Genomic DNA, 21,408 nt, shown 5'->3' with positions numbered 1-21,408 from the left:
CCGGATGTCTGCGGATGTTTGCCGGTATCGGCCGACTTCGTCTTGGTCAAGCGGCCTGGACCGTGACGGCGATCTTTCCCGTGGCGTGGCCCTGTTCGGAGTAGCGGATCGCCTCGGGGATCTCCTCGAAGGAGTAGAGGCGGTCGATGACCGGCGTGACCGTCCCCTCCTCGATGAGCCCGGTGAGGGTGATGAGGTTCTTCTTCGTCTCCGGGTAGCCGATCACGTCGGCCATGGCCATCCTCTGCGGCACCAGCGGGTTCGCGGCGAGCGTCGCCGTGATGTGGAGGACGGGCTGGAACCAGCGGGTGCCCTTGCCGCCGACGATCACGTGGACGCCCTTGCGGGTCATGACGCGGCGGCAGGCCGCGCCCGACCTGCCGCCGGCGCAGTCGAGGATGAGGTCGTAGCGGCGGTCGCCCCGGGTGAAGTCCTCCTTGGTGTAGTCGACGACGTGATCCGCGCCGAGGGAACGGACCAGGGCGACGTTGCGGGTGCCGCAGACGGCGGTCACCTCCGCGTCGTACGCCTTGGCGATCTGCACGGCGAAGGTGCCCACGCCGCCGGAGGCGCCGTTGATCAGGACGCGCAGGCCGGGCCGGATGCCGCCCTGGTCACGCAGGCCGATCAGGGCGGTGCCCGCGGCCAGCGGCACGGCCGCCGCCTGCTCGAAGGAGAGGTTCTTCGGCTTGGGGGCGAGCTCGTTCGCCGCGACGCACGCGTACTCGCCGAAGCCGCCGGACTTGGGCATCCCGTACACCTCGTCGCCGGGGGTGAACTCGGTCACGTTCCCGCCGACCTGCTCGACCACCCCGGCGATGTCGGCGCCCAGAATCGAGATCTTCGGTTCGCGCAGGCCGAGCGGGCCCGGCATCAGGCGCGCGATGTACGGCTCGCCGCGCATCATGTGCCAGTCGGCCGGCTGCACGTTGGTGGCGTGCACCCGGACCAGCACCTCGTCGTCCTTGGGCACGGGGCGGGGGATCTCCCGGAGTTCGAGAACGTCGGGCGAGCCGTACTTGGGCAGGACAAAGGCCTTCATCACACACTCCTGGCCGGTGGGGGATCGATGTGCGCCGCAGACGGCCCGTCCTGGCGGATGCCGAGCCTGCCGGAGCCACGAGAGGGCCACGAGAGGGGAACGGGAAGGGCGCGGGAAGGGTTCGCGGCGTGTGACCTCAGTGTGGTCACGGGCGCGGCGAAGGCTCAACCGCCGAAAGTACGACTTCTCCGGTGGCCGATGGGCCGACCGGAGTCGGACCGCTGGGCGGAAGATGGGGGCGGGCCCCGACGTCAGCATCGAGTCATGATTGACGAGAGCACGCACCCCCGACCTCGGCGCACGCGGAACGAGCCCGCCGCCTGGCGGGGACGGTTTGTGATCACCGGACTCCTCGCGCTCGGCTTCGTGCCCCTGCTCGCCGCGGGGATCCGCCTGACGGAGCTGAGCGTCGGCGCGGAGGTCACCCCCGCCAACGCGCGCTTCTCCGCCTCGCCCGTGCCCATCGTGCTCCACGTGGTGGGCGCGACCGTCTACACCGTCCTGGGCGCCTTCCAGTTCTCGCCCCGTTTCCGCCGCATGCGGTCCCGCTGGCACAGGATCGCCGGCCGAATCCTGATCCCGACCGGCCTCGTCGCGGCGCTCTCCGGCATCTGGATGACGCTGTTCTACCGGCTCCCTGCCCACGACGGCCCGCTCCTGGGCGCCTTCCGGCTGCTGTTCGGCACCCTGATGACCCTGGCGATCGTGCTCGGCTTCGCCGCGGTCCGGCGGCGCGACATCGCCCGGCACCGGGCCTGGATGATGCGCGCCTACGCCATCGGCGCGGGCGCCGGCACGCAGGCCGTCATCCTGGGCTCCGCCGTCGCCGGCGGCATCGACGTGGACGACGCGCACACCAGGGCGCTGCTCATGGGCGCCGCATGGCTGCTCAACCTCGCCGTCGCCGAAGTCGCCATCCTGCGCACCCGTACGGCCCGGCGCACCCGCCGCGTCGCGCCCCACGTCGGCTCCTGACGCGCCCGGCTCTTGGCGCCCGGTTCTTGTCGCTCAGCTCTTGACGCGCCTGGTCTCGTACGCCCACATGGCGATCTCGACCCGGTTCCGCACGCCGAGCTTCGTCATGAGGCTCGCGACGTGGCTCTTCACGGTGCTGAGCGAGATGTGCATCGCCTCCGCGATCTCGCTGTTGGTCAGGCCGCGGGCCACGGCGGCGAGGATCTCCTCCTCCCTGACCGTCAGCGCGTCGATCGGCTGGGGCGGCGGCGGGGACGGCGCGGCGTTCGCGAAGGTCTCCAGCAGGCGCGCGGTGATGCTCGGCGCGATCAGCGCCTCGCCGTTGGCGGCGGCGCGGACGGCCTGAGAGAGCATGTCGGGCCCGGCGTCCTTGAGCAGGAACCCCCGGGCGCCGGCCCGCAACGCCGCGTAGACGTACTCGTCGAGGTCGAACGTGGTGATGACGACCACCGCGAGCGGGTCGGCGACGGCGGGACCGGCGAGCATGCGCGTGGCGTCGATGCCGTCCAATCGCGGCATGCGGATGTCGAACAGGCACACGTCGGGGCGCAGCCGCTGCGCCAGTTCGACCGCCTGCCGCCCGTCCCCGGCCTCGGCGATCACTTCGATGCCCGGCTGGGCGTTGAGGATCATCGTGAGCCCGGTGCGGGCGATCTCCTGGTCGTCGGCGACGATCACCCGGATGCTCATCTCGCCTCACCGCTCCTGGGCAGCACGGCGGTCACGGTCCAGCCGCCGTCGGGGGCCGGGCCCGCCTCGCAGGTGCCGCCGAGCAGGCTCGCCCGTTCGATCATGCCGATGATCCCATACCCGGGGGAGGCGATCGTCCGGGGCGGGGCGGGCTCGCCGTCGTCGCTGACGCGCAGCCGTACCGTGGTCGCGTCGGCGGTCACGTCCACCCGGATGCGGCTGGCGCCCTCGGCGTGCCGCCGGGCGTTGGTGACCGACTCCTGCGCGATGCGGTAGATCGCGGCCCCGACCGACGCGGGCACGTCGTCCAGGTCCCCGTCGAGGCTCACCTCGACCGACGGCCCGAACCGGCTCTGCCCGGCCAGATGTTCGAGGTCGGTGAGGTGATGGCCGGGCGTCAGCTCCGCCGGCTCGTTACGGCGCAGCACGCGCACCATCGCCCGCATCTCGGCCAGGGTGCGGGCCGCCTCGGCCTCGATGACGCGCAGCGCGTCGGTCGCCGCCTCCGGACGCGACGGCGCGGTCGCCAGCCCGGCCTGGGCGCGGATCGCCATCGCCGAGACGTGGTGGGCGACGATGTCGTGCAGGTCGCGCGCGAGCTGCTCGCGTTCCAGCATCTTGACCTGGGCCAGCTCGCGCGCCCTCGCCCCCGCCCGGTACCGGAACGCCACCCCCAGCGCCATCGCCGTGATCATGACGGCGAACGCGCCGAGCAGGTCGGACGTGGTGTCGGCCGAGGCCGCGGAGACGGCGATCGAGCACAGCATGACCGGCACCCCGATCACGGCCTCGCGCCCGGACCCCCACCTGAACAGCGCGTACGGCAGCAGCACCACGAACACCATCGAGTACATGCCGCCGATGTCGATCCCCGCCAGCAGCGGGAACGCGCCCGTGACCAGGAACGCGACCACGACCATCGGCAGCGGCCTGGTCCGCCGCCACAGCAGCGTGGCCGTCAGCCCCACGGTGACGATCGTGGACACCGCCGGAGCCGGGAGATCGCGCCGCAGGACGCCCTCGACGAGCGCGGCCGACGCGAACAACCCGACGAGCACCCAGTCGCGCCAGACCCGTTGCGGGGGATCGGGGGGAGACGGTTCGTTCCACACGGAGCGAAGGAGGCCGTGCACTCAATCATGGTACGTGTGCCCGCCGTCACGTACCGGCCCTGAAAACGCGAACAGGGCGGCCCAGACCATGTGGCCGTACCTGGGGTCAGAACGCGACCTTGAGCGGCACCGTCCTCGCCCTTCCGGTACCGACGGGCCGCCGCGGCGGGTGTCGCGGCCTACTCCGCGAGGAGGTAGACGCCGAGCGGGACGAGCGCGCCGACCAGGGCGCCCGCGACGACCTGGGCGAAGGTGTGCACCCGCAGGGCCACCCGGGCGGCGGCGACCAGCAGGACCAGCGGCCAGCCGACCGCGGCGGCGTAGAGGCCGAACGTGATGGTGAGGGCGGTGGCCGCCCCGGCGGCGACGGCGGCGTGCAGGCTGATCTTCCAGAATGTCGTGATCGGCACGATGACGACCAGCGCGCCCAGCATGCCGAGCACCAGCACCACCACGGCCGGGGTCGCCCGGAACGCCAGCAGCGCGGCGAGCCCGGCCACGACCGAGGCGAGGGCGAGGGCCAGCGGCCCCATGCGCTGGTCGCGCCGCACGACGTGCCGGTCGGTCAGGCGGCCCGCGCGCACTCCGGCGAGGATCACCGCGTACGGCACGATGCCGCAGAACAGCGACGCGGTCAGCCCCCACCACACCCCGGCCGGATCCGGCCAGGTGGCCCGCCACCCGATCACCAGCGGCAGCGCGATCACCAGGTGCGCGGGCGCGAGGATCTCGGTGACCGCCCGCGCCCACAGCGGCCCCGGTCGGGGGCCGACCGGCGTCTGTTCGGGTGGTGGCCCGGCGTCCGACGGTCGGGCGGTGGTCACGATCTCCTCCGGATACGGGCCTGCGACGACTCGGCGAACGGCCGCCCGTCCGTTCGGCGCGACGACGCGGGCTGGCGGTGCGGTGGGCGGCACGGCGGTCGGCGCGGTGGGCGGCACATGATTCTCTCACCGCCGCGCCGACGTTTCGGACATGTACGCCGTACCGCCGTGTCGCACCTGCCGATGATCGTCCGGCGCGTCACGGTGCGTGCCGGAAAACAGCTTGGAGTAGTGCGAGGCACCTTGTGTTCCATATGATGGTTGGTTGGCCATATTCGGCCGCCGAGTGGCGGTCTTCCCCCTTCCCACCCTGTTGTTTCCTCCGGGGGAGTGGCTTTAATGTCGTGTCGTATTTCGGATGTCGTCCCACTCCAGGGGCACATTCAGGGCGACATGGCGCGTGACCGGAGGGTGCATGGCGAGCCGGGCTCGAGTAGTGATCGTTGGGGCCGGCATCGTGGGGTGTGCCCTGGCCGACGAGCTCACCACGCGTGGCTGGTCCGAGGTGACCGTGCTGGAGCAGGGGCCGCTGTTCGCCACCGGCGGGTCCAGCTCGCACGCGCCCGGACTGGTGTTCCAGACCAACCCGTCCAAGACGATGACCGAGTTCGCCGCGTACACGGTGAACAAGTACATGAGCCTGTCCCTGGACGGGCAGCGCTGCTTCAACCAGGTGGGCGGCCTGGAGGTCGCCACCACCCCGGAGCGCTGGCAGGACCTGCACCGCAAGCACGGCTGGGCGCAGTCCTGGGGCGTGCCGAGCGAGCTGATCGACCCCGAGCGCTGCGTGGAGCTGTGGCCGCTGCTCGATCCGGCGAAGATCCTCGGCGGTTTCCACACCCCGACCGACGGCCTGGCGTGGGCGCTGCGCTGCGCCGAGGCGCAGGCCCGCCGCGCGATGGGCCGCGGCGCCCGCTTCCTCGCCCACCACCGCGTCGAGGGGATCGAGCACAGCGGGGACCGGGTCACCGGCGTGTGGGTGACGACCGGCGGCGAGGCGGCCGACGGCGGCACCGGCAACCTGATCCCGGCGGACATCGTGGTGTGCGCGGCCGGGTTCTGGGGGCCGACGCTCGGCGAGTTCGCCGGGCTGACCGTGCCGCTGCTGCCGCTGGCCCACCAGTACGCCAAGACGGGCCCGATCCAGGCGCTGGTCGGCGACTGCGACGAGCAGACCCAGGCGGTGCGCCCGATCCTGCGCCACCAGGACCGCGACCTGTACTTCCGCCAGCACGTGGACCGCGTCGGCATGGGCTCGTACGCGCACCGCCCGATGCCGGTCCGTCAGCACGAGATCGCCGAGAAGGCGACCGTGATGCCCTCGGTGCAGGCGTTCACCGCCGAGGACTTCGAGCCCGCCTGGCGGGACGCGATCGAGCTGATGCCCGCCCTCGCCGAGTCGAAGTTCGAGGAGGGCATCAACGGCATCTTCTCCTTCACCCCGGACGGCTTCCCCCTGATCGGCGAGGCCCCGCACCTGCGGGGGCTGTGGCTCGCCGAGGCGGTGTGGGTCACCCACTCCGCGGGCGTGGCGCGGGCGGTGGCCGAGTGCCTGGTGGACGGGCGGTCGAGCTTCGACCTGCACGAGTGCGAGCTGGGCCGGTTCGAACAGGTGCAGCTCGCCCCGGCGTTCATCGAGGAGCGCGGGCGGCGGAACTTCATCGAGGTGTACGACGTCATCCATCCGCTGCAGCCGATGGAGTCGCCGCGGCCGATGCGCACCAGCCCGTTCTACGTGCGGCAGCGGGAGCTGGACGCCTACTTCCTTGAGGGGGCCGGCTGGGAGCGCCCCCACTGGTACGGCGCGAACGCCGCCGCCCTGGAGGAGCTGGTACGGCGCGACGACGCCGAGCCGCCCGCGCACGACCGCCGCGTCGGCGCGAGCCTGCGCGACGAGTGGGCCGCGCGGTACTGGTCGCCGATCGCCGCCGCCGAGGCGATCGCCACCCGCGAGCGGGTCGCCCTGTACGACATGACCCCGCTCAAGCGCATCGAGGTCACCGGCCCCGGCGCGGCCGGGCTGCTCCAGCACCTGACCACGAACAACGTCGACAAGCCGGTGGGCGCGGTGACGTACACGCTGCTGCTCGACCACGCGGGCGGGGTCCGCTCGGACCTGACGGTCGCGCGGCTCGGCGAGGAGCGGTTCCAGGTCGGCGCGAACGGCAACCTCGACCTGGAGTGGATCGCCCGGCACGCCCGCGACTGGCCGGACCCGGTGCAGGTCCGCGACATCACCGGCGGCACCTGCTGCGTGGGCGTGTGGGGCCCGCTCGCCCGCGAGCTGGTGCAGCCGCTCACCGATCTCGACCTGTCGAACGAAGGCTTCCGCTATTTCACCGCTAAATCTGGATATATCCAGCAGGTGCCGGTGACCGCGATGCGCGTCTCGTACGTCGGCGAGCTCGGCTGGGAGATCTACACCACCGCCGACCTGGGCCTGAAGCTCTGGGATCTGCTGTGGCGGGCGGGCGAGCCGCACGGCGTGATCGCCGCGGGCCGGGCCGCCTTCAACAGCCTGCGCCTGGAGAAGGGCTACCGGCTCTGGGGCGCGGACATGACGCCCGAGCACAACCCGTACGAGGCCGGCCTGGGCTTCGCCGTACGCAAGAACAAGGACTTCATCGGCCGGGACGCGCTGGAGGGCGTGAACGCCGAGACCGTGCGCCGCCGCCTCGTGCCGCTGCTCACCGAGCGCGTGGTGATGGGCTCGGAGCCGGTGCACGCGTCCGGGCGCGAGGGCGCCGCCGGGTACGTGACCAGCGCGGCCTTCGGGCACACGATCGGCCGCCCGATCGCCTACGCGTGGCTGCCCGCGGAGCTGTCCGAGCCCGGGACGCGCGTGGAGGTCGAGTACTTCGGGCGGCGGGTCCCGGCGGAGGTCGCCGCCGAGCCGCTGTTCGACCCGGACATGGCGAAGATCAAATGCTAGGGGCCCGCGCGTGAGAGAGGTCGTCCACCCCGAGTTCCTGTGGCGGAACCCCGACCCCAAGCCGTCGTACGACGTGATCATCGTCGGCGGCGGGGGGCATGGCCTCGCCACGGCGTACTATCTGTCGAAAATTCATGGCATAACGGACGTGGCGGTCGTGGAGAAGGGCTGGCTCGCCGGCGGCAACATGGCCCGCAACACCACGATCATCCGCTCCAACTACCTGTGGGACGAGAGCGCAGCGATCTACGAGCACTCCCTCAAGCTGTGGGAGGGCCTGTCGGAGGAGCTCGACTACGACCTGATGTTCAGCCAGCGCGGCGTGCTCAACCTCGCCCACACCCTCGCCGACGTGCGCGAGGGCGTGCGCCGCGTCAACGCCAACCGCCTCAACGGCGTGGACGCCGAATGGCTCGAACCCGACGAGGTCAAGAAGTTCTGCCCGATCGTCAACACCTCGCCCGACGTGCGCCACCCGGTCCTCGGCGCCACCCTGCAGCGGCGCGGCGGCATCGCCAAGCACGACCACGTCGCCTGGGCGTACGCCCGCAAGGCCGACGAACTGGGCGTCGATCTCATCCAGGGCTGCGAGGTCACCGGCTTCGACATCTCCGGCGGCAAGGTTCGCGGCGTACAGACCAGCCGCGGCAGGATCGGCGCCCGCAGCGCCGTCGCCCTCGCCGCCGCCGGGCACACCTCGGTGCTCGCAGCCAAGGCCGGGATCCGGCTGCCGCTGCAGTCGCACCCCCTCCAGGCGCTGGTGTCGGAGCTGCTGGAGCCCGTGCTCGACTGCGTGGTCATGTCCAACGCCGTGCACGTGTACGTCAGCCAGGCGCACAAGGGCGAGCTGGTCATGGGCGCGGGCATCGACGCCTACAACTCCTACGGCCAGCGCGGCTCCTTCCACGTGATCGAGCAGCAGATGAGCGCGGCGCTGGAGCTGTTCCCGGTGTTCGAGCGGGTACGGGTGCTGCGCACCTGGGCCGGCATCGTGGACGTCTCCCCGGACGCCTCGCCGATCATCGGCCACACCCCCGTGGAGAACCTCTACATCAACGCCGGGTGGGGCACCGGCGGCTTCAAGGCCACCCCCGGCTCCGGCTGGGTGTACGCGGACACGATCGCGAACGGCCGACCGCATCCCCTGGCCGAGCCGTTCGCGCTCGACCGCTTCACCACCGGGGCGCTCATCGACGAGCACGGCGCGGCGGCGGTGGCGCACTGATGCTGCTCATCGACTGTCCCTGGTGCGGGCCGCGTGACGAGATCGAGTTCCGGTACGGCGGGCAGGCCGGCGTGGCCTATCCGGAGAACCCGGCGCAGACCTCCGACGAGGAGTGGGCGGCGTACGTGTTCATGCGCGACAACCCCAAGGGGTGGTTCCACGAGCGCTGGTTCCACGCGTCCGGGTGCCGCACCTGGTTCACCGTGCGGCGGCACACCGTCACCCACGAGATCAAGGGGCATGGGGGCGCGGAAGGGGCGCCGCCGGATGATCGTGCGTGACGCCGCCGGACCCGGCGCGACCGGGAAAGGAACGGGCGGGCGCCATTCAAGCGGGCGCCATGCGAGTAGGCGCTGTTCAAGCGGATATGAGCCGCGCGAGGAACGACGTGGGCGGGCATGACGTGGCTGGACACACCGGCGAACACAGTGACGGACACACCGGCGGACACCCCGGCGGAAATGGCGGCGCGAACGCGCAGCCGTACCGGCTCGCCTCGGGCGGGCGCGTGGACCGGAGCCGGGTGCTGCGGTTCACCTTCGACGGGCGGGAGCTGACCGGCTACCAGGGCGACACCCTCGCCTCGGCCCTGCTCGCGAACGGCGTGCGCGTCGTCGGCCGCAGCGTCGACCTCGGACGGCCGCGCGGCGTCTACACCTGCGGCGTGGAGGAGCCGAACGCCCTGCTGCGCGTCGACCGCGAGCCGATCATCGCGGCCACCACCGTGGAACTGCGCGACGGCCTCACCGCCACCAGCCTGCGCGGCAAGGGCAGGCTCGACCTGGACGCGGCAGCCGAGCCCGCGGGCCGCCACGACAAGGCGTACCTGCACTGCGACGTGCTCGTGGTGGGCGGCGGCCCCGCCGGTCTCGCCGCGGCGCTCGCCGCCGGAAGCACCGGCGCGCGGGTCGTGCTCGTGGACGAGCAGACCGAGCCGGGCGGCGACCTGCTCGGCTCGCGGGTACGGCTCGACGCCGCCCCGGCGACCCGCTGGGTGGCCGGTACGCTGCGCCGCCTCGCCGGCCTGCCCGAGGTGCGGGTGCTGAGCCGTACGACGGCGACCGGCTACTACGACCACAACTACGTGGTGGCGGTCGAGCGTCGCGGCCCCCACTCGACGCGGCTGTGGCACATCCGGGCGAAACGCGTGGTCCTGGCGACGGGCGCGCACGAGCGGCTCATCCCCTTCCCCGGCAACGACCGCCCCGGCGTGATGCTCGCCGGCGCGGCGCGCACCTACGCCAACCGGTACGGCGTACTCCCCGGGCGGCGGGCCGTCGTGTTCACCTGCGCCGACTCCGGCTACACGGCCGCCCTCGACCTGCTGGACGCCGGCGTGGAGATCGCCGCGATCGTGGATCCCCGCCCCGGCGACGGCCCCGCCTCGGCCGCCGCCACGGCGCGCGGCGTCGAGGTGCTGCGCGGCGCGACGGTCGCCGGCACGGGCGCCGACGACGAGGGCGTACTCACCTCCGTCACCGTGCGCGGCATCGCGCCCGGCGCCACGGACGGCGCGGCATCGGACGACGACCGGGCGCACGAGCCGGGGGAGCGGGTGTTCCCCGCCGACCTGCTGGCGGTGTCCGGCGGATGGAACCCGGTCGTGCACCTGTTCAGCCAATCCCAAGGCCGCCTCAGGTTCGACGAGGACCTCCAGGCGAACGTGCCGCACCTGTCGGCGCAGGCCGTACGCTCCGCCGGGGCGTGCCGGGGCGTGTTCGGCACCGCCGAGGCGATCGAGGACGGCATCGCCGCGGGCACCCAGGCGGCCGAGCTGTGCGGATTCACCCTCGGGCAGGCGCCGCGCCGCCCGGAAACCGACGCGCCGGACGGCGCGGGCGAGCCGACCGCCCCGCTGCGTACGCTGTTCGAGAACGAGCCGAACGTGGACGCCTTCGACGAGGCGTTCGTGGACCTGCAGCGCGACGTGGCGGTGACCGACGTGGCGCGGGCGCTCGAAGCCGGGCTGCGATCGCCCGAGCACGTCAAGCGGTACACCACCGCCGGAACCGGCGCGGAGCAGGGCAAGACCGCCGTCACCTCCGCCGTGGTCTCGGTGCTGCTGGGGGTGCCCGCCGGACCGACCACGTTCCGCCCGCCGTACACGCCGGTGCCGTTCGCGGCCCTGGCCGGACGGGACCGCGGCGCGCTGTCCGACCCGGTGCGGGTGACCGCGCTGCACGAGCGGCACGTGGCCCGGGGCGCGGTCTTCGAGGACGTCGGCCAGTGGAAGCGCCCCCGCTACTTCCCGCTCCCGGGCGAGGACATGGACGCGGCCGTGCTGCGCGAATGCGAGGCGGTGCGCACCTCGTGCGGCGCGATGGACGCCTCCACCCTGGGCAAAATCGACATCCAGGGCCCGGACGCCGGGGAATTCCTCGACCGCATCTACACGAACATGTTCTCCACGCTGCCCGTGGGTTCGTGCCGCTACGGCGTGATGTGCCACGCCGACGGCATGGTCTTCGACGACGGCGTCACCGCGCGCCTCGCCGAGGACCACTACGTGATGACCACGACCACCGGCAACGCCGCAACCGTGCTCGACTGGCTGGAGGAGTGGAAGCAGACCGAGTGGCCGTCCCTGCGCGTCTGGTTCACCTCCGTCACCGAACACTGGGCCACCGTCGCCGTCGCTGGTCCGCACGCGCGCCGAATCGTCGCCGCCCTCGCCCCCGAACTCGACCTGGACGACTTCCCGTTCATGACCGCCCGCCAGACGACCGTCCTCGGCGTCGAGGGCGCCCGCATCTTCCGGATCAGCTTCTCCGGCGAACTCGCCTACGAGATCAACATCCCCTCCTGGTACGGCGCCGCCGTCTGGGACGCGGTCCTCGACCTGGGCGCGGTGCCGTACGGAACCGAGACCATGCACGTGCTGCGCGCCGAAAAGGGCTTCATGATGGTCGGCCAGGAGACCGACGGCACCGTGACCCCACACGACCTCGGCATGTCCTGGATCGTCTCCACCCGCAAACCCGACTTCGTCGGCAAACGCTCCTACGCCCGCCCCGACACCCGCCGCCCCGACCGCAAACACCTGGTCGGCCTGCTCCCCGACGACCCGTCCGAACTTCTCGACGAGGGCGCCCAGCTCATCGCCGCCAACGGCGACATCCCCGAGCCCCCGGTGCCGATGCTGGGCCACGTGACATCCAGCTACCGCAGCGCCGCACTGGGCCGCACTTTCGCCATGGCCCTCTCCAAGGCATCGACGGGAGACCGCGTACTGGCCTGGTCCAACGGCCGGGCGGTCCCGGCGACAGTGGTCGACCCGGTCTTCTTCGACCCGGACAACGAACGCCGCGACGGCGACCCGTCCGCGCCCGAGCCGCCGCCCCCGCCGGCCCCCCTCGGCACGGCAATGGCCCGAAGCCCTCTGGAGTCCTACCGCCGCCGCTTCGCGGACATCGGCGAAGCGCCCGGAGTAAGCATCCGAGAGATCCCGTTCCTCTCCACCTGGGAGGTACGCGCCCTGGCCGTCCCCTCGGCCCCGACCGGCGACGTCCTGGAACTGGGCCCCGGCTGGTGGCTGATCGTCGGCGGCGCCGAACCCGTCGTCCACGCCGGCTGCGCCGTCGACGTCTCCGCCCAGCGCACCGTGATCGAACTAACCGGCCCCGGCGTCCGCGACCTCCTCATGACCGGCTGCCCAATCGACCTCCACCCCGCCGTCTTCGAGATCGGCCAGCACGCCCAGACCCTCCTCGCCCAGGCCCAGGTGATCCTCCAACGCACCGAACCCGACACCTACCGCGTCTTCGTCCGCCCCTCGTACGCCCCCTACCTCGCCGACTGGCTCCTGGACGCCTGCCAATCCCATCCGAGCGACTCGACCTGACCACCGATCAAGGACGCTCAGGATCGGTCGCCCAGCATCCAGAGAGCCGCCATGGGAAGAGCTCGCAGCTTCTCGCCGAAGGGAAGCACGAGTTCGCCCGTGTAGAGGACGTATCCGGCGCGGAATCTCGACCCCAGGCGTTCGGCCAGATGGCGCAGCCCACGGAAGTCATCCCCGCGTACGGTCGCCGAGGCTTTGACCTCTATGCCGACCACCTCTCCGGAGGCATGCTCCAGGACCATGTCGACCTCAACCTTGTCCCTGTCCCGGTAGTGAAACAGTTGGACGGGTTCCTCCGCCCAGGTGAGCTGGCGCGCCACCTCGGCGATCGCGAAGTTCTCCAGCAGTTGCCCGATGGGAGCCGTCACATCCTTCGCCCGCTCGGCGGACAAACCGATGAGCCGACCGCCGAGCCCACTGTCCGTGACGATCAGCTTGGGGGTGGACACGGCACGGCTCGTGAGGTTCGACGACCACGCCGGGATGCGCTTGATGACGAAGACCAGTTCCAACAGGTTCATGTACCGGACGAGGGTGGTCCGATGAAGCCCGACGGCATCGGCGATCGATTGCGCCACGGCCAGTCCGCCCATGCGTGCGGCTATGACATTGAGCAGTCGACGCATTTCCGCCGGGCGTTCGATATCGGACATCTGACGCACGTCACGGCTGATCAGATCGGTGATGTAGGAGTCGAAGAACCTGTTACGCCTGCGTCCGGCATCCCGGCGGACGGCCTCCGGGTATCCGCCGCGCAACGCCCTCGCGACGTAGTCACGTTTATCGAGCGGGCATGCCGGCATGCTGATGTCCGGGCCGTACGTGAAGACATGATCCACGAACCCGTCCGGCGCGTTGTCGATCTCCCCTTGGGACAGCGGCCATAGCTCGATGGTCTCCGTACGGCCGGGCAGTGCGTCAGGTAGATCACGCAGCCCCAGCAGGCGGGCGGACCCGGTCAGGAGGAACCTGCCCGGGCGCTGATCGCGATCCACCTCGTATTTGATCGGCAGCAGCAGTTGGGGAGCCCGTTGGATTTCGTCAATCAGCAGCAGCCCATCATGCCGGACGAACCCCACGGGATCCTCCTCGGACGCGGCCAGGACCGCGGGATCATCGAGGTAGCGCTGCTGGGCACCGTCCAAACGCTCGATGATCATCTGGGCCAGGGTGCTCTTCCCGACCTGGCGCGCACCGTTCACGATGACCACGCGGGTGTCGGCAAGCGCCTCGAGGGTCATCTTCTCGGCATGGCGCGGGAACAGGATGGGCTCACTCATCGGTCCCGATGTTATCCCAGTTCATCACCTATACGTGCACGTTTTGCCGAGGCTGGCGTGCACGTTCTGCCGAAGATCAATGCACGTCTCGCCGAAGATCAGTGCGCATTCTGCCGGAGGTTATGTGCGCGTTCTGCCGAAGGGTACGTGCACGTTCTGCCGAAGATCAGGTCCAGCAGTGCGTCAGGCCGCTCAGGTTAGGAGCAGGTCGGCCCAGACCGCGTGACCGAAGGTCGGGTTGCCACGAAGGCCCGCGCGGGCGGCGAGCCGGGCGATGGTGCGCAGCCCGTAGCCGTGTTCGGCGTACGGCAGGCCGGGCACGGTCGGGGCGAAGGTCGGCCTGCCTCCGCCGCCAAGGTCGCACACGATGAGCCGGGCGACCCGGCGGGTGCGGCGCAACTCCAGCACGTACTGGCCGCCGGGCTCGCCGGACCTGGTGTGCAGCACGGCGTTGGCAGCGAGCTCGCCCACGATCCAGGCGGCGTCGTCGGCGTACGGGGTGTCGTCGAGGAACAGGCCGGCCAAACGGCGCGCCTCGGCCACCCGCTCGGCGGTACCGGGAAAGATCTTCCGCCATGTCACGGCCTCGCCGGGCCTGACGGCGGCGGCCCAGATCAGCTCAGGGCACGGCTCGGGAAGCTCCGCCTGGCTCGCCACGCCGTTGTACCGGTCGGGAGGAGAGGACATGATGAAACTCCTTCGTCGTTCGCGATGTTCGCCGCGACAAAGGTGGCGTGCGGTCGCCGCCGCAAGGAGATCCACAACAGACCCTTGATCTTCCGCCCCAGCGGCGGCAGCGACGTGCGGAAACGCTCTCACGCCTGAGCGTGTCTCCCCGAGGGAAGCGGACGGAGTTCCGATACCTGCCACACAGAACGTGACTTTGGTGCCGCCCGGATTTTGATTTATCCTGCACGGAACGTGACTTTGGCTATACGATCCGTGTGTTCCCGCTGGTGGGGGCGAGGTAACGGAAGGGGCCGCCGATGTCCGGTGAGGGCTATTCGATCCTGTTGCGCTGCCGGTCCTGGGGCGAGGCGCTGCGCGCCAAGCGGTTCACCTGGGACCAGATCGCCTACGTCATCGCCCTGGTTCAGCAGGTCGGCCCGCTGCGGTGCTACCGGCTGGCGCACGGCCGGACCGCCGTCGATGTCGTGGACGCGATCAACGATCTGGACCCGGCGGGCACGGCGTCGATGCGCGAGTGCCGTTTGTACGACTTCGAAGGATGGCCTGCGGCGGGCCGGCGGCCCACGGCGCGAGTGCTGGCCGCACTCGCGCAGATCTACCAGACGCGGGCGCGCAACCTGATCTCGGATGAGGAGTTTTCGACCTACAGCGCGTACGACCGAGATTTGATCGATCAGGCAGACTTCCGTCACCTTGACCCGTTTCAGCCGGTTACATCCTGCTCTGTTCCGCAGCAGCGTGTCAGCATGGACGAGGGAGAGCAGGTACGACCGCGCCAGCAGACCCGGTACGCACAGATCGCCTCCGACGTCGTTGCCATGAGCGCGGGGAAGTGGAAAGAGCTGCTTCGCGCCGTCAACGCCGAGGAGGCCGACATGAAGCGACGGGAGTTGCTGCTGGAGTTGTCCCTGGCCTTGGGCGGCGTGCCCGCCTTGACGCTGCTTCGCCAGTTGAGTCCGGACGAGGAGGCGCGGCTGGCCCGCGTCATCAGTGCCCAGGGCAGGGTGGACGCCGAGACCGTGGCCACGATCGAGAAGCTCATAGCGCAGTGCCGCCGCTTGGACGACACCTACGGCCCGGCCAAGGTTCTGCCGGTCGCCGAGGCCCAGCGCGACATGGTCTCCCGCCTGCTCAGCGCGCAGTCCCTCCTTCCCGGGCTCCGCACCCGGCTCATCCATGCCTACGCCGAACTGGCTCAGTTGACCGGGTTCCTGTATTACGACCGGATGGACTTTCCCGCAGCGGCGCGTTCGCTCGATCTCGGGCTTGACGCCGCGCAGGAGAGCGGGGACGCAGTGCTGACCGCCTACATCCACCATTGGCACAGCGAGATGGCCAGCCTTTCAGCCCAGCCGGGGAAAGCCCTGGATCACGCCTTCGCCGCCCAGGGATGGGCACGTCGCGGCGCGAGCAACCTGATGCGAGCGCGCGCCGACATCGTCGAGGCATGGGCACATGCCCTCGACGGTAACCCGACAGAATCCCTGCGCAAGTTGGAGGCTACGAGAACCTGGGCGGGAAGGCCGACGTCATCGGAGCCTTCGTACCTCTATTGGATCAAGGACTACTCCCAGGGCATGGGAGGAACCGCCTGCTTCATTTACGACGCCCTGGGGCGTCAGGGTGATGTGATGCAGGTAGCCACTTCACGGCTCGCAGGACTCGGCCCCGGCTTCAGCCGGGAAAGGTCGTTCGGGCTGATCCATCAGGGTATGGCGCTTACGCAGAGCAAGGAGATCCCGGAAGCCACTGCCAAGCTCTCGGAGGCGATCACACTCATGCGCACGCACAGCTCGGCACGACTGGGACATTTGATCACCCAGGCCCGCAAGCGCCTGGAGCCCTGGTCAGGCAATGCGTATGTGCGAGATCTGGACGAGAGATTGCGATCGGCCGCGGTCGTGTGATTGACGCTTCAGCGGTCCGCAACGTCGGATGCCGGTATGGACACCTGATCAGGTACCGACAGGGCTCCTTGGCCCGCCGGGCGGCGGTTTCGTTAACGGCTTGATGACCGCCGCCCTGGTGCGAATGAGATGGTGAGCCTCGTATTTCGCGATCAGGAACCGGCCAGGCGATCGAGGTTTTCCAGGAGTGCCTGGGCGTGCTGAGTGTCCGGGTGTCCGGCCCCATGAACGGCTCGCATGTCGGGGAGGAGCGTGCGCAGGACCTCGCGCGCACCGTTGTGGTCGCCCACCTTGACGAGGAGTTCGCCGAGTTCCAGGCGTACTTCCAGGGTGAGCGGGCTCCGAGCACCCAGGGCGTCGCTCATCTCCTGGGCCAGGGAGCGCATCTGATCGAGGGCCTGCTCGTCCTCGCCGAGGGCGGCCGAGCAGAGGGTTTCGTTGAAGCGGGAGGCGAGCACCGTGGGATGGTGGGCCCCGAGCATTCGGGCCAGCTCGGGCAGGATCTCCTCGTACTCCGCCGCCGCTTGCCGGTAGTGGCGTGCGGCGAACAGGGACTCGGCCAGGCGCATGCGGATGGCGAAGACCGTGGGGTGCGCGCGTGGCAGCACCCCCTCGGCTCCGGCGAGCGCGGTCTCCAGCAACTCGATCGCCTGGCTGAAGCGGCCTTCGAGGGCGAGTTCCTCGGCGCGGTGGCCGGCGGCGACGAGGTCCGCCTCGGAGAACTCGGGGGCGGCGGGTGCGGGGCGAGGTGCCGGGACGCGAGGGCCGATGAGTGCGGTCTCGGCGATGCGCTCGACGACGGTGGCGTACATCCGCATCGGGTCGGGGGACGGGGCGGCGACGGTCGCGCCGGGGAGCGGAGGCAGGGCCGTCACGAACGGGAGTAATCGCTCGTAGACCTCGGCCGCGCTGGACGGGCGGTCCGCCGGGCTCTTCGCCAGCATCTCTAGGACGAGCCGTTCGATCTCGACAGGTGTGTCGGGGCGCAAGGTGCGGAGCGGGGGCGGGTCTTCCGAGTAGTGCCGGCTGATCTCGACGAGGGTGTGGGCGGACTCGAACACGCGGCGGCAGGTGAGGATCTCGTGCAGGACGCACCCGAGGGCGTACAGGTCGCTCTGCGGGCTCGCCTTTCCGGTCACAGCGAGCTCGGGCGACATGTAGCAGGCGGTTCCCACGCCTTCGCCCGCGCGGGTGATCTGCGTGACGTCCGTCGGACCCAGCACGGCCACGATGCCGAAGTCGAGCACCTTGACGGTCCCGTCGCCGCACAGGATGAGGTTGCGGGGCTTGAGGTCGCGGTGGATGAGGGAGTTGGCGTGTGCGACCTCCAGCACCGCGCAGATCTGGGCGGTGATCGCCGCCGCCCAGGAGATCGGCAGCGGATGCTGTTCCTCGATCAGGTCGTGCATGCCGACGCCGTCGACCAGTTCCATCACCAGATAGAGGGACGCCTCGTGGGCGCCGACGTCGTAGACGATCGGCACCCCCGGGTGTCGGATCTTCGCGGTGACGCGGGCCTCGCGCCGGAACCGCTGCTCGGCTTCACGGCGGCGTTCGGGGGTGGGGAACGCGTCGGTGCGGATGAACTTCACCGCCACGTGCCGGTCGAGGAACTTGTCGAAACCCTTCCACACCTCGCCGTATCCGCCGCGGCCGAGGAACTGAACCAGCTCGTAGCGGCCCGCGATGACGTTGCCCTGCTGCACTGCGGCCCTCACTAAGATCGGGAAGATCCACAGTGTCTCGCGGGGGAGCGGATCAATCCACCCCCTCGCTGTCGCGGATCATCTTGTAGACCTGCCTGCGGCCCAGCTCGGTGATCCGCGACCGGAAGAGCGAGTCGTCGAAGAACCGCTGCACCAGGTCGGTGTTGCCGGTGTGCCGTTCGACGACGACCTTCTCCAGGTGGTCGGCGAACACCTCGCCGAAGTTCACCTCATCGTTGACGAGAGCCGCGGCCTGCAGCGAGTCGTTCCCTGCGGCCTCCCGGAACTGCTGCTCCACCCAGACCTGGTCGGCCTCGGAGAGGCCGAGGCCGTACTTGTCGTTCAACTGGCCGATCAGATCGCGCAGGGACACCATTTCGGGCTCGGGGGCCGCCGCCCCCGCACCCGACGGCGCGGGCAGCACCATCTCGCTCTGCTCTTCGAGCGTGATGCTGTGCTCGCCCGTCTTGCTGATCCGCAGGTGGGTCAGGTCGACGTCGCCGACGTCGACCGCCGGGTCCTCGCGGCGCGGCAGCCGGTTGAGCAGGAAACGGCCGAACAGGTACAACCGTTCCAGGTCGGCGTCCACGTACGGCACCACCTGGGAGAGGAAACCGTACAGGCGCACGTAGCCGCGCAGGTCGGCGCGGAACTCCTCGGCCGAGTCGTCGTTGGTCGCGGCGTCCTGGCGCTGCCGCTCGACGAAGCGCCGGACGGCGGGCTCGGTGAAGCGGTAGAGCGCCGCGTGCGCCTTCTCCAATTCGCGCTGCGTCGTCGATGTGCGCTCGGCCTCCAGGTACGCCTCGGCCAGGGCCTGCATCTCCGACTCGACGAGCAGGGCGTGGCCCATGACGGCCGACGCGCGCCGGTAGAGCAGATTGGGGTCGATGTCCTCGCTCGCCGTGCCCTCGTAGTACGGCTGGAACGCGGCCTGGATCTCCTCGGCCTCGTTCGCGAAGTCGAGGACGAAGATGTCGCCCTGCGACTTGAGGCGGTGCGTGCGGTTCAGCCGGGACAGCGTTTGCACGGCCGCGACGCCCGACAGTTGCTTGTCCACGTACATCGTGGTGAGCAGCGGCTGGTCGAAGCCGGTCTGGTACTTGTCGGCCACCACGAGGATGCGGTACTCCGGCTTCTCGGCCGCGTTCGGCGCGGTGTCGTCGGCCCGGCAGTAGGCGAACCTGTCGGGCAGCTCCTTCTCGCCGAAGCCGTTGAGCTTCGCCTCGGTGTACTCGACGCCGTCGATCTGCAGCGACTGGGAGAACGCGATCAGCGTGCCGCAGTCGGGGTAGCCGAGGTCGGCGGCGTAGTCCCGGATCGCCTGTCCGAGGCGGACGGCGTGCTCGCGCGAGCGCGTGACGACCATCGCCTTGGCCCGGCCGCCCATCTGGTGGGCGGTGTGCCGCCGGAAATGCTCCACGATGATCTGGGCGCGCTGCTGCATGCTGGTCGGGTGCAGCTCGGCGAAGCGGGCGAGCAGCGCCTGCCCCTTGCGTCGCTCCACCTCGCGGTCGTCCGGCTCCGAGCTGATCAGCCGCCAGAACGTCTTGTACGTGACGTAGTTCCGCAACACGTCGAGGATGAAGCCCTCCTCGATCGCCTGCCGCATCGAGTACGTGTGGAAGGCGCGAGGCTTGCCGTCCTCGCCCTCGACGCCGAACAGGTGCAGCGTCTTGTTCTTCGGCGTGGCGGTGAACGCGAAGTAGGACAGGTTGTCGTGCCTGCCGCGGGCGAGCGCGCTCGCGGTGAGCAGGTCGCCGTCCTCGTCGGCGTCGCCGTTGCCGAGTTTGAGCAGCACCCGCTTGAGGGCGGCGGCGTTCTCGCCCGTCTGCGACGAGTGCGCCTCATCCACGATCACCGCGAAACGCTTGCCCCGAAGCCGTTCGATCTTGGGCAGGACGTGGCCGAACTTCTGCTGCGTGGTGATGATGATGCGCGCGGTCTCGCCCTGCAGCGCCTCGGCGAGCTGGTCGGAGTTCTGGTCGATGCGCTCGACCACGCCGGGCGTGTGCTCGAACTGGTAGATCGTCTCCTGCAACTGCCGGTCCAGCACCACCCGATCGGTGATCACGATGACCTTGTCGAACACCGGCTGGTTCGGCCCGTAGCCCCGCTCGATCGCCGGCGGGTCGATCTCGGCGAGGTTCGCGGACGTGTGCAGGTTGGACAGTGCGTGCGCCAGCCAGGCGATCGTGTTCGACTTGCCGGACCCGGCCGAGTGCTGGATCAGGTAGTTCTCGCCGGCGCCGTGGGTCTTGGCGTGCGCGGTGAGCCGCTGCACCGTGTCCCACTGGTGGTAACGCGGGAAGATCAATGGCAGCTTGTGCGCCTTCCCCGGGTTCGCCCTGCGCCCCTTGCCCTTCTTCACGTCCTCGTCCTCGACGTGCAGGAAGCGCTTGATCAAGTCCATCCAGGTGTCCGGATGCCAGATCCGCTCCCAGAGGTAGGAGGTGGCGTAGCCGTCCGGATTCGGCGGGTTCCCCGCTCCGCCCGGATTCCCCGCGCCGGCCGTGCCCATGTTGAACGGCAGAAACCTGGTGTGCTTCCCGGCCAGCCGGGTCGTGACGAACACCAGGTCCGGGTCCACGGCGAAGTGCACGAGCGTCCGCTTCGCGAACAGTGGCTCCCGAGGGTCGCGGTCCTCGCGGTACTGCCGCTTGGCGTCCTCGACGGTCTGGCCCGTAAGCGGGTTCTTCAACTCCGCGGTGGCGACCGGAATGCCGTTCACGAACAGCGCCAGGTCCAGCGTGTCGTTGCTTTTGGCCGAGTAGCGGAACTGGCGGACCACGCTGAGGATGTTCTTCCGGTACGGCTCCAGCGCGTCGGCGGCGATCGTGTGCGCGGGCCTGAAGTAGGCCAGCTTGAAGGTGATGCCCCGATCCTTCACCCCGTGCCGCAGCACCTCAAGGGCACCCTCGTCGTCGATCGCCTTCGCGACGACCTCCGCGAGACGGCGCGCGGCCCCCCTGTCATCCCCGGCCTGCATAGTGACCAGGCGCTCCCACTGCTTGGGCTGGGTCGCCTGCACGAAATGCATCAGCTCCGTGGGGTTAAGACCGAGAGCGTGGTCGTAGAGCTCACCTGCGCCCTTCACCCACCCCGAGCTGAGCAACGTGCGCTCGATCGCATCCTCGAAAACCTTCTCATGATGCAGAGGGCTCGCCATCATGTTCACAACTCCCAA

Annotated in this window: 14 protein-coding genes; 6 read left to right on the top strand and 8 right to left on the bottom strand. The window is 70.2% G+C overall.

The window, feature by feature from the left end; translation table 11 throughout:
- Window positions 1–46: 46 nt before the first annotated feature.
- Window positions 47–1,042 carry an NAD(P)-dependent alcohol dehydrogenase gene (locus AB0K60_RS12090; protein ID WP_364052024.1) on the bottom strand — a complete coding sequence of 332 codons (996 nt, stop codon included), beginning with the start codon at window positions 1,040–1,042 and terminating at the stop codon, window positions 47–49.
- Window positions 1,043–1,306: 264 nt separating this feature from the next.
- Between AB0K60_RS12090 and AB0K60_RS12085 the strand changes: the two genes are divergently transcribed.
- Entirely contained in the window at window positions 1,307–2,017 is a 711-nt protein-coding gene (locus AB0K60_RS12085; RefSeq protein ID WP_364052021.1) for a DUF2306 domain-containing protein, read from the top strand.
- Window positions 2,018–2,050: 33 nt separating this feature from the next.
- Here the strand turns inward: AB0K60_RS12085 and AB0K60_RS12080 are convergent, their stop codons facing one another.
- The 3 genes from AB0K60_RS12080 to AB0K60_RS12070 form a co-directional block, all read right to left on the bottom strand.
- The gene (locus tag AB0K60_RS12080; RefSeq protein WP_364052018.1) at window positions 2,051–2,707 is read right to left on the bottom strand and encodes a response regulator transcription factor; all 657 of its coding nucleotides are present in this window, start codon (window positions 2,705–2,707) and stop codon (window positions 2,051–2,053) included.
- A complete protein-coding gene (locus AB0K60_RS12075; protein ID WP_364052015.1) occupies window positions 2,704–3,840 on the bottom strand; it encodes a sensor histidine kinase in 1,137 nt (378 codons plus the stop codon). Before AB0K60_RS12075 ends, AB0K60_RS12080 begins: the two co-directional genes overlap by 4 nt.
- A gap of 158 nt (window positions 3,841–3,998) precedes the next feature.
- Window positions 3,999–4,643 carry a hypothetical protein gene (locus AB0K60_RS12070; RefSeq protein WP_364052012.1) on the bottom strand — a complete coding sequence of 215 codons (645 nt, stop codon included), beginning with the start codon at window positions 4,641–4,643 and terminating at the stop codon, window positions 3,999–4,001.
- 415 nt (window positions 4,644–5,058) lie between these two features.
- On the opposite strand from AB0K60_RS12070, the gene AB0K60_RS12065 reads away from it, so the two are divergent.
- The 4 genes from AB0K60_RS12065 to AB0K60_RS12050 all read left to right on the top strand — a co-directional run bounded on the left by AB0K60_RS12065 (window position 5,059) and on the right by AB0K60_RS12050 (window position 12,641).
- Window positions 5,059–7,575 (top strand): FAD-dependent oxidoreductase, encoded by a 2,517-nt coding sequence (locus AB0K60_RS12065; protein WP_364052009.1) that lies wholly within the window; start codon window positions 5,059–5,061, stop codon window positions 7,573–7,575.
- A gap of 10 nt (window positions 7,576–7,585) precedes the next feature.
- Window positions 7,586–8,800: a sarcosine oxidase subunit beta family protein gene (locus AB0K60_RS12060; protein WP_364052006.1), complete on the top strand. Its 1,215-nt coding sequence runs from the start codon at window positions 7,586–7,588 to the stop codon at window positions 8,798–8,800.
- Window positions 8,800–9,081, top strand: coding sequence for a sarcosine oxidase subunit delta (locus AB0K60_RS12055; protein WP_364052004.1), 282 nt, complete (start codon window positions 8,800–8,802; stop codon window positions 9,079–9,081). The genes AB0K60_RS12060 and AB0K60_RS12055 overlap by 1 nt, the downstream gene beginning before the upstream one ends.
- An 86-nt stretch (window positions 9,082–9,167) precedes the next feature.
- Window positions 9,168–12,641 (top strand): 2Fe-2S iron-sulfur cluster-binding protein, encoded by a 3,474-nt coding sequence (locus tag AB0K60_RS12050; protein WP_364052002.1) that lies wholly within the window; start codon window positions 9,168–9,170, stop codon window positions 12,639–12,641.
- Between the two features lie 17 nt (window positions 12,642–12,658).
- Here the strand turns inward: AB0K60_RS12050 and AB0K60_RS12045 are convergent, their stop codons facing one another.
- Entirely contained in the window at window positions 12,659–13,921 is a 1,263-nt protein-coding gene (locus AB0K60_RS12045) for an ATP-binding protein (protein ID WP_364051999.1), read from the bottom strand.
- 192 nt (window positions 13,922–14,113) lie between these two features.
- Window positions 14,114–14,608: an ATP-binding protein gene (locus AB0K60_RS12040; RefSeq protein WP_364051996.1), complete on the bottom strand. Its 495-nt coding sequence runs from the start codon at window positions 14,606–14,608 to the stop codon at window positions 14,114–14,116.
- Between the two features lie 299 nt (window positions 14,609–14,907).
- Between AB0K60_RS12040 and AB0K60_RS12035 the strand changes: the two genes are divergently transcribed.
- The gene (locus AB0K60_RS12035; protein WP_364051993.1) at window positions 14,908–16,518 is read left to right on the top strand and encodes a hypothetical protein; all 1,611 of its coding nucleotides are present in this window, start codon (window positions 14,908–14,910) and stop codon (window positions 16,516–16,518) included.
- Window positions 16,519–16,670: 152 nt separating this feature from the next.
- Here AB0K60_RS12035 and AB0K60_RS12030 read toward each other — a convergent pair whose 3' ends face one another.
- Both AB0K60_RS12030 and AB0K60_RS12025 read right to left on the bottom strand, forming a co-directional pair.
- Window positions 16,671–18,224 (bottom strand): protein kinase, encoded by a 1,554-nt coding sequence (locus tag AB0K60_RS12030; RefSeq protein WP_364051990.1) that lies wholly within the window; start codon window positions 18,222–18,224, stop codon window positions 16,671–16,673.
- Between the two features lie 52 nt (window positions 18,225–18,276).
- A complete protein-coding gene (locus tag AB0K60_RS12025; RefSeq protein WP_364051986.1) occupies window positions 18,277–21,393 on the bottom strand; it encodes a type I restriction endonuclease in 3,117 nt (1,038 codons plus the stop codon).
- Window positions 21,394–21,408: the final 15 nt, after the last annotated feature.

Origin of the sequence: Thermopolyspora sp. NPDC052614, from assembly GCF_040678635.1 — a bacterium.
Lineage (GTDB): Bacteria > Actinomycetota > Actinomycetes > Streptosporangiales > Streptosporangiaceae > Thermopolyspora.
This window is presented reverse-complemented; position numbering and strand designations above follow the sequence as displayed.

Bases quoted from the DNA above. Each gene is read 5' to 3' on its own strand.
- AB0K60_RS12025 (WP_364051986.1), bottom strand. From the start codon at position 21,393: ATGATGGCGAGCCCTCTGCATCATGAGAAGGTTTTCGAGGATGCGATC.
- AB0K60_RS12090 (WP_364052024.1), bottom strand. From the start codon at position 1,042: ATGAAGGCCTTTGTCCTGCCCAAGTACGGCTCGCCCGACGTTCTCGAA.
- AB0K60_RS12085 (WP_364052021.1), top strand. From the start codon at position 1,307: ATGATTGACGAGAGCACGCACCCCCGACCTCGGCGCACGCGGAACGAG.
- AB0K60_RS12040 (WP_364051996.1), bottom strand. From the start codon at position 14,608: ATGTCCTCTCCTCCCGACCGGTACAACGGCGTGGCGAGCCAGGCGGAG.
- AB0K60_RS12080 (WP_364052018.1), bottom strand. From the start codon at position 2,707: ATGAGCATCCGGGTGATCGTCGCCGACGACCAGGAGATCGCCCGCACC.
- AB0K60_RS12045 (WP_364051999.1), bottom strand. From the start codon at position 13,921: ATGAGTGAGCCCATCCTGTTCCCGCGCCATGCCGAGAAGATGACCCTC.
- AB0K60_RS12050 (WP_364052002.1), top strand. From the start codon at position 9,168: ATGAGCCGCGCGAGGAACGACGTGGGCGGGCATGACGTGGCTGGACAC.
- AB0K60_RS12055 (WP_364052004.1), top strand. From the start codon at position 8,800: ATGCTGCTCATCGACTGTCCCTGGTGCGGGCCGCGTGACGAGATCGAG.
- AB0K60_RS12065 (WP_364052009.1), top strand. From the start codon at position 5,059: ATGGCGAGCCGGGCTCGAGTAGTGATCGTTGGGGCCGGCATCGTGGGG.
- AB0K60_RS12035 (WP_364051993.1), top strand. From the start codon at position 14,908: ATGTCCGGTGAGGGCTATTCGATCCTGTTGCGCTGCCGGTCCTGGGGC.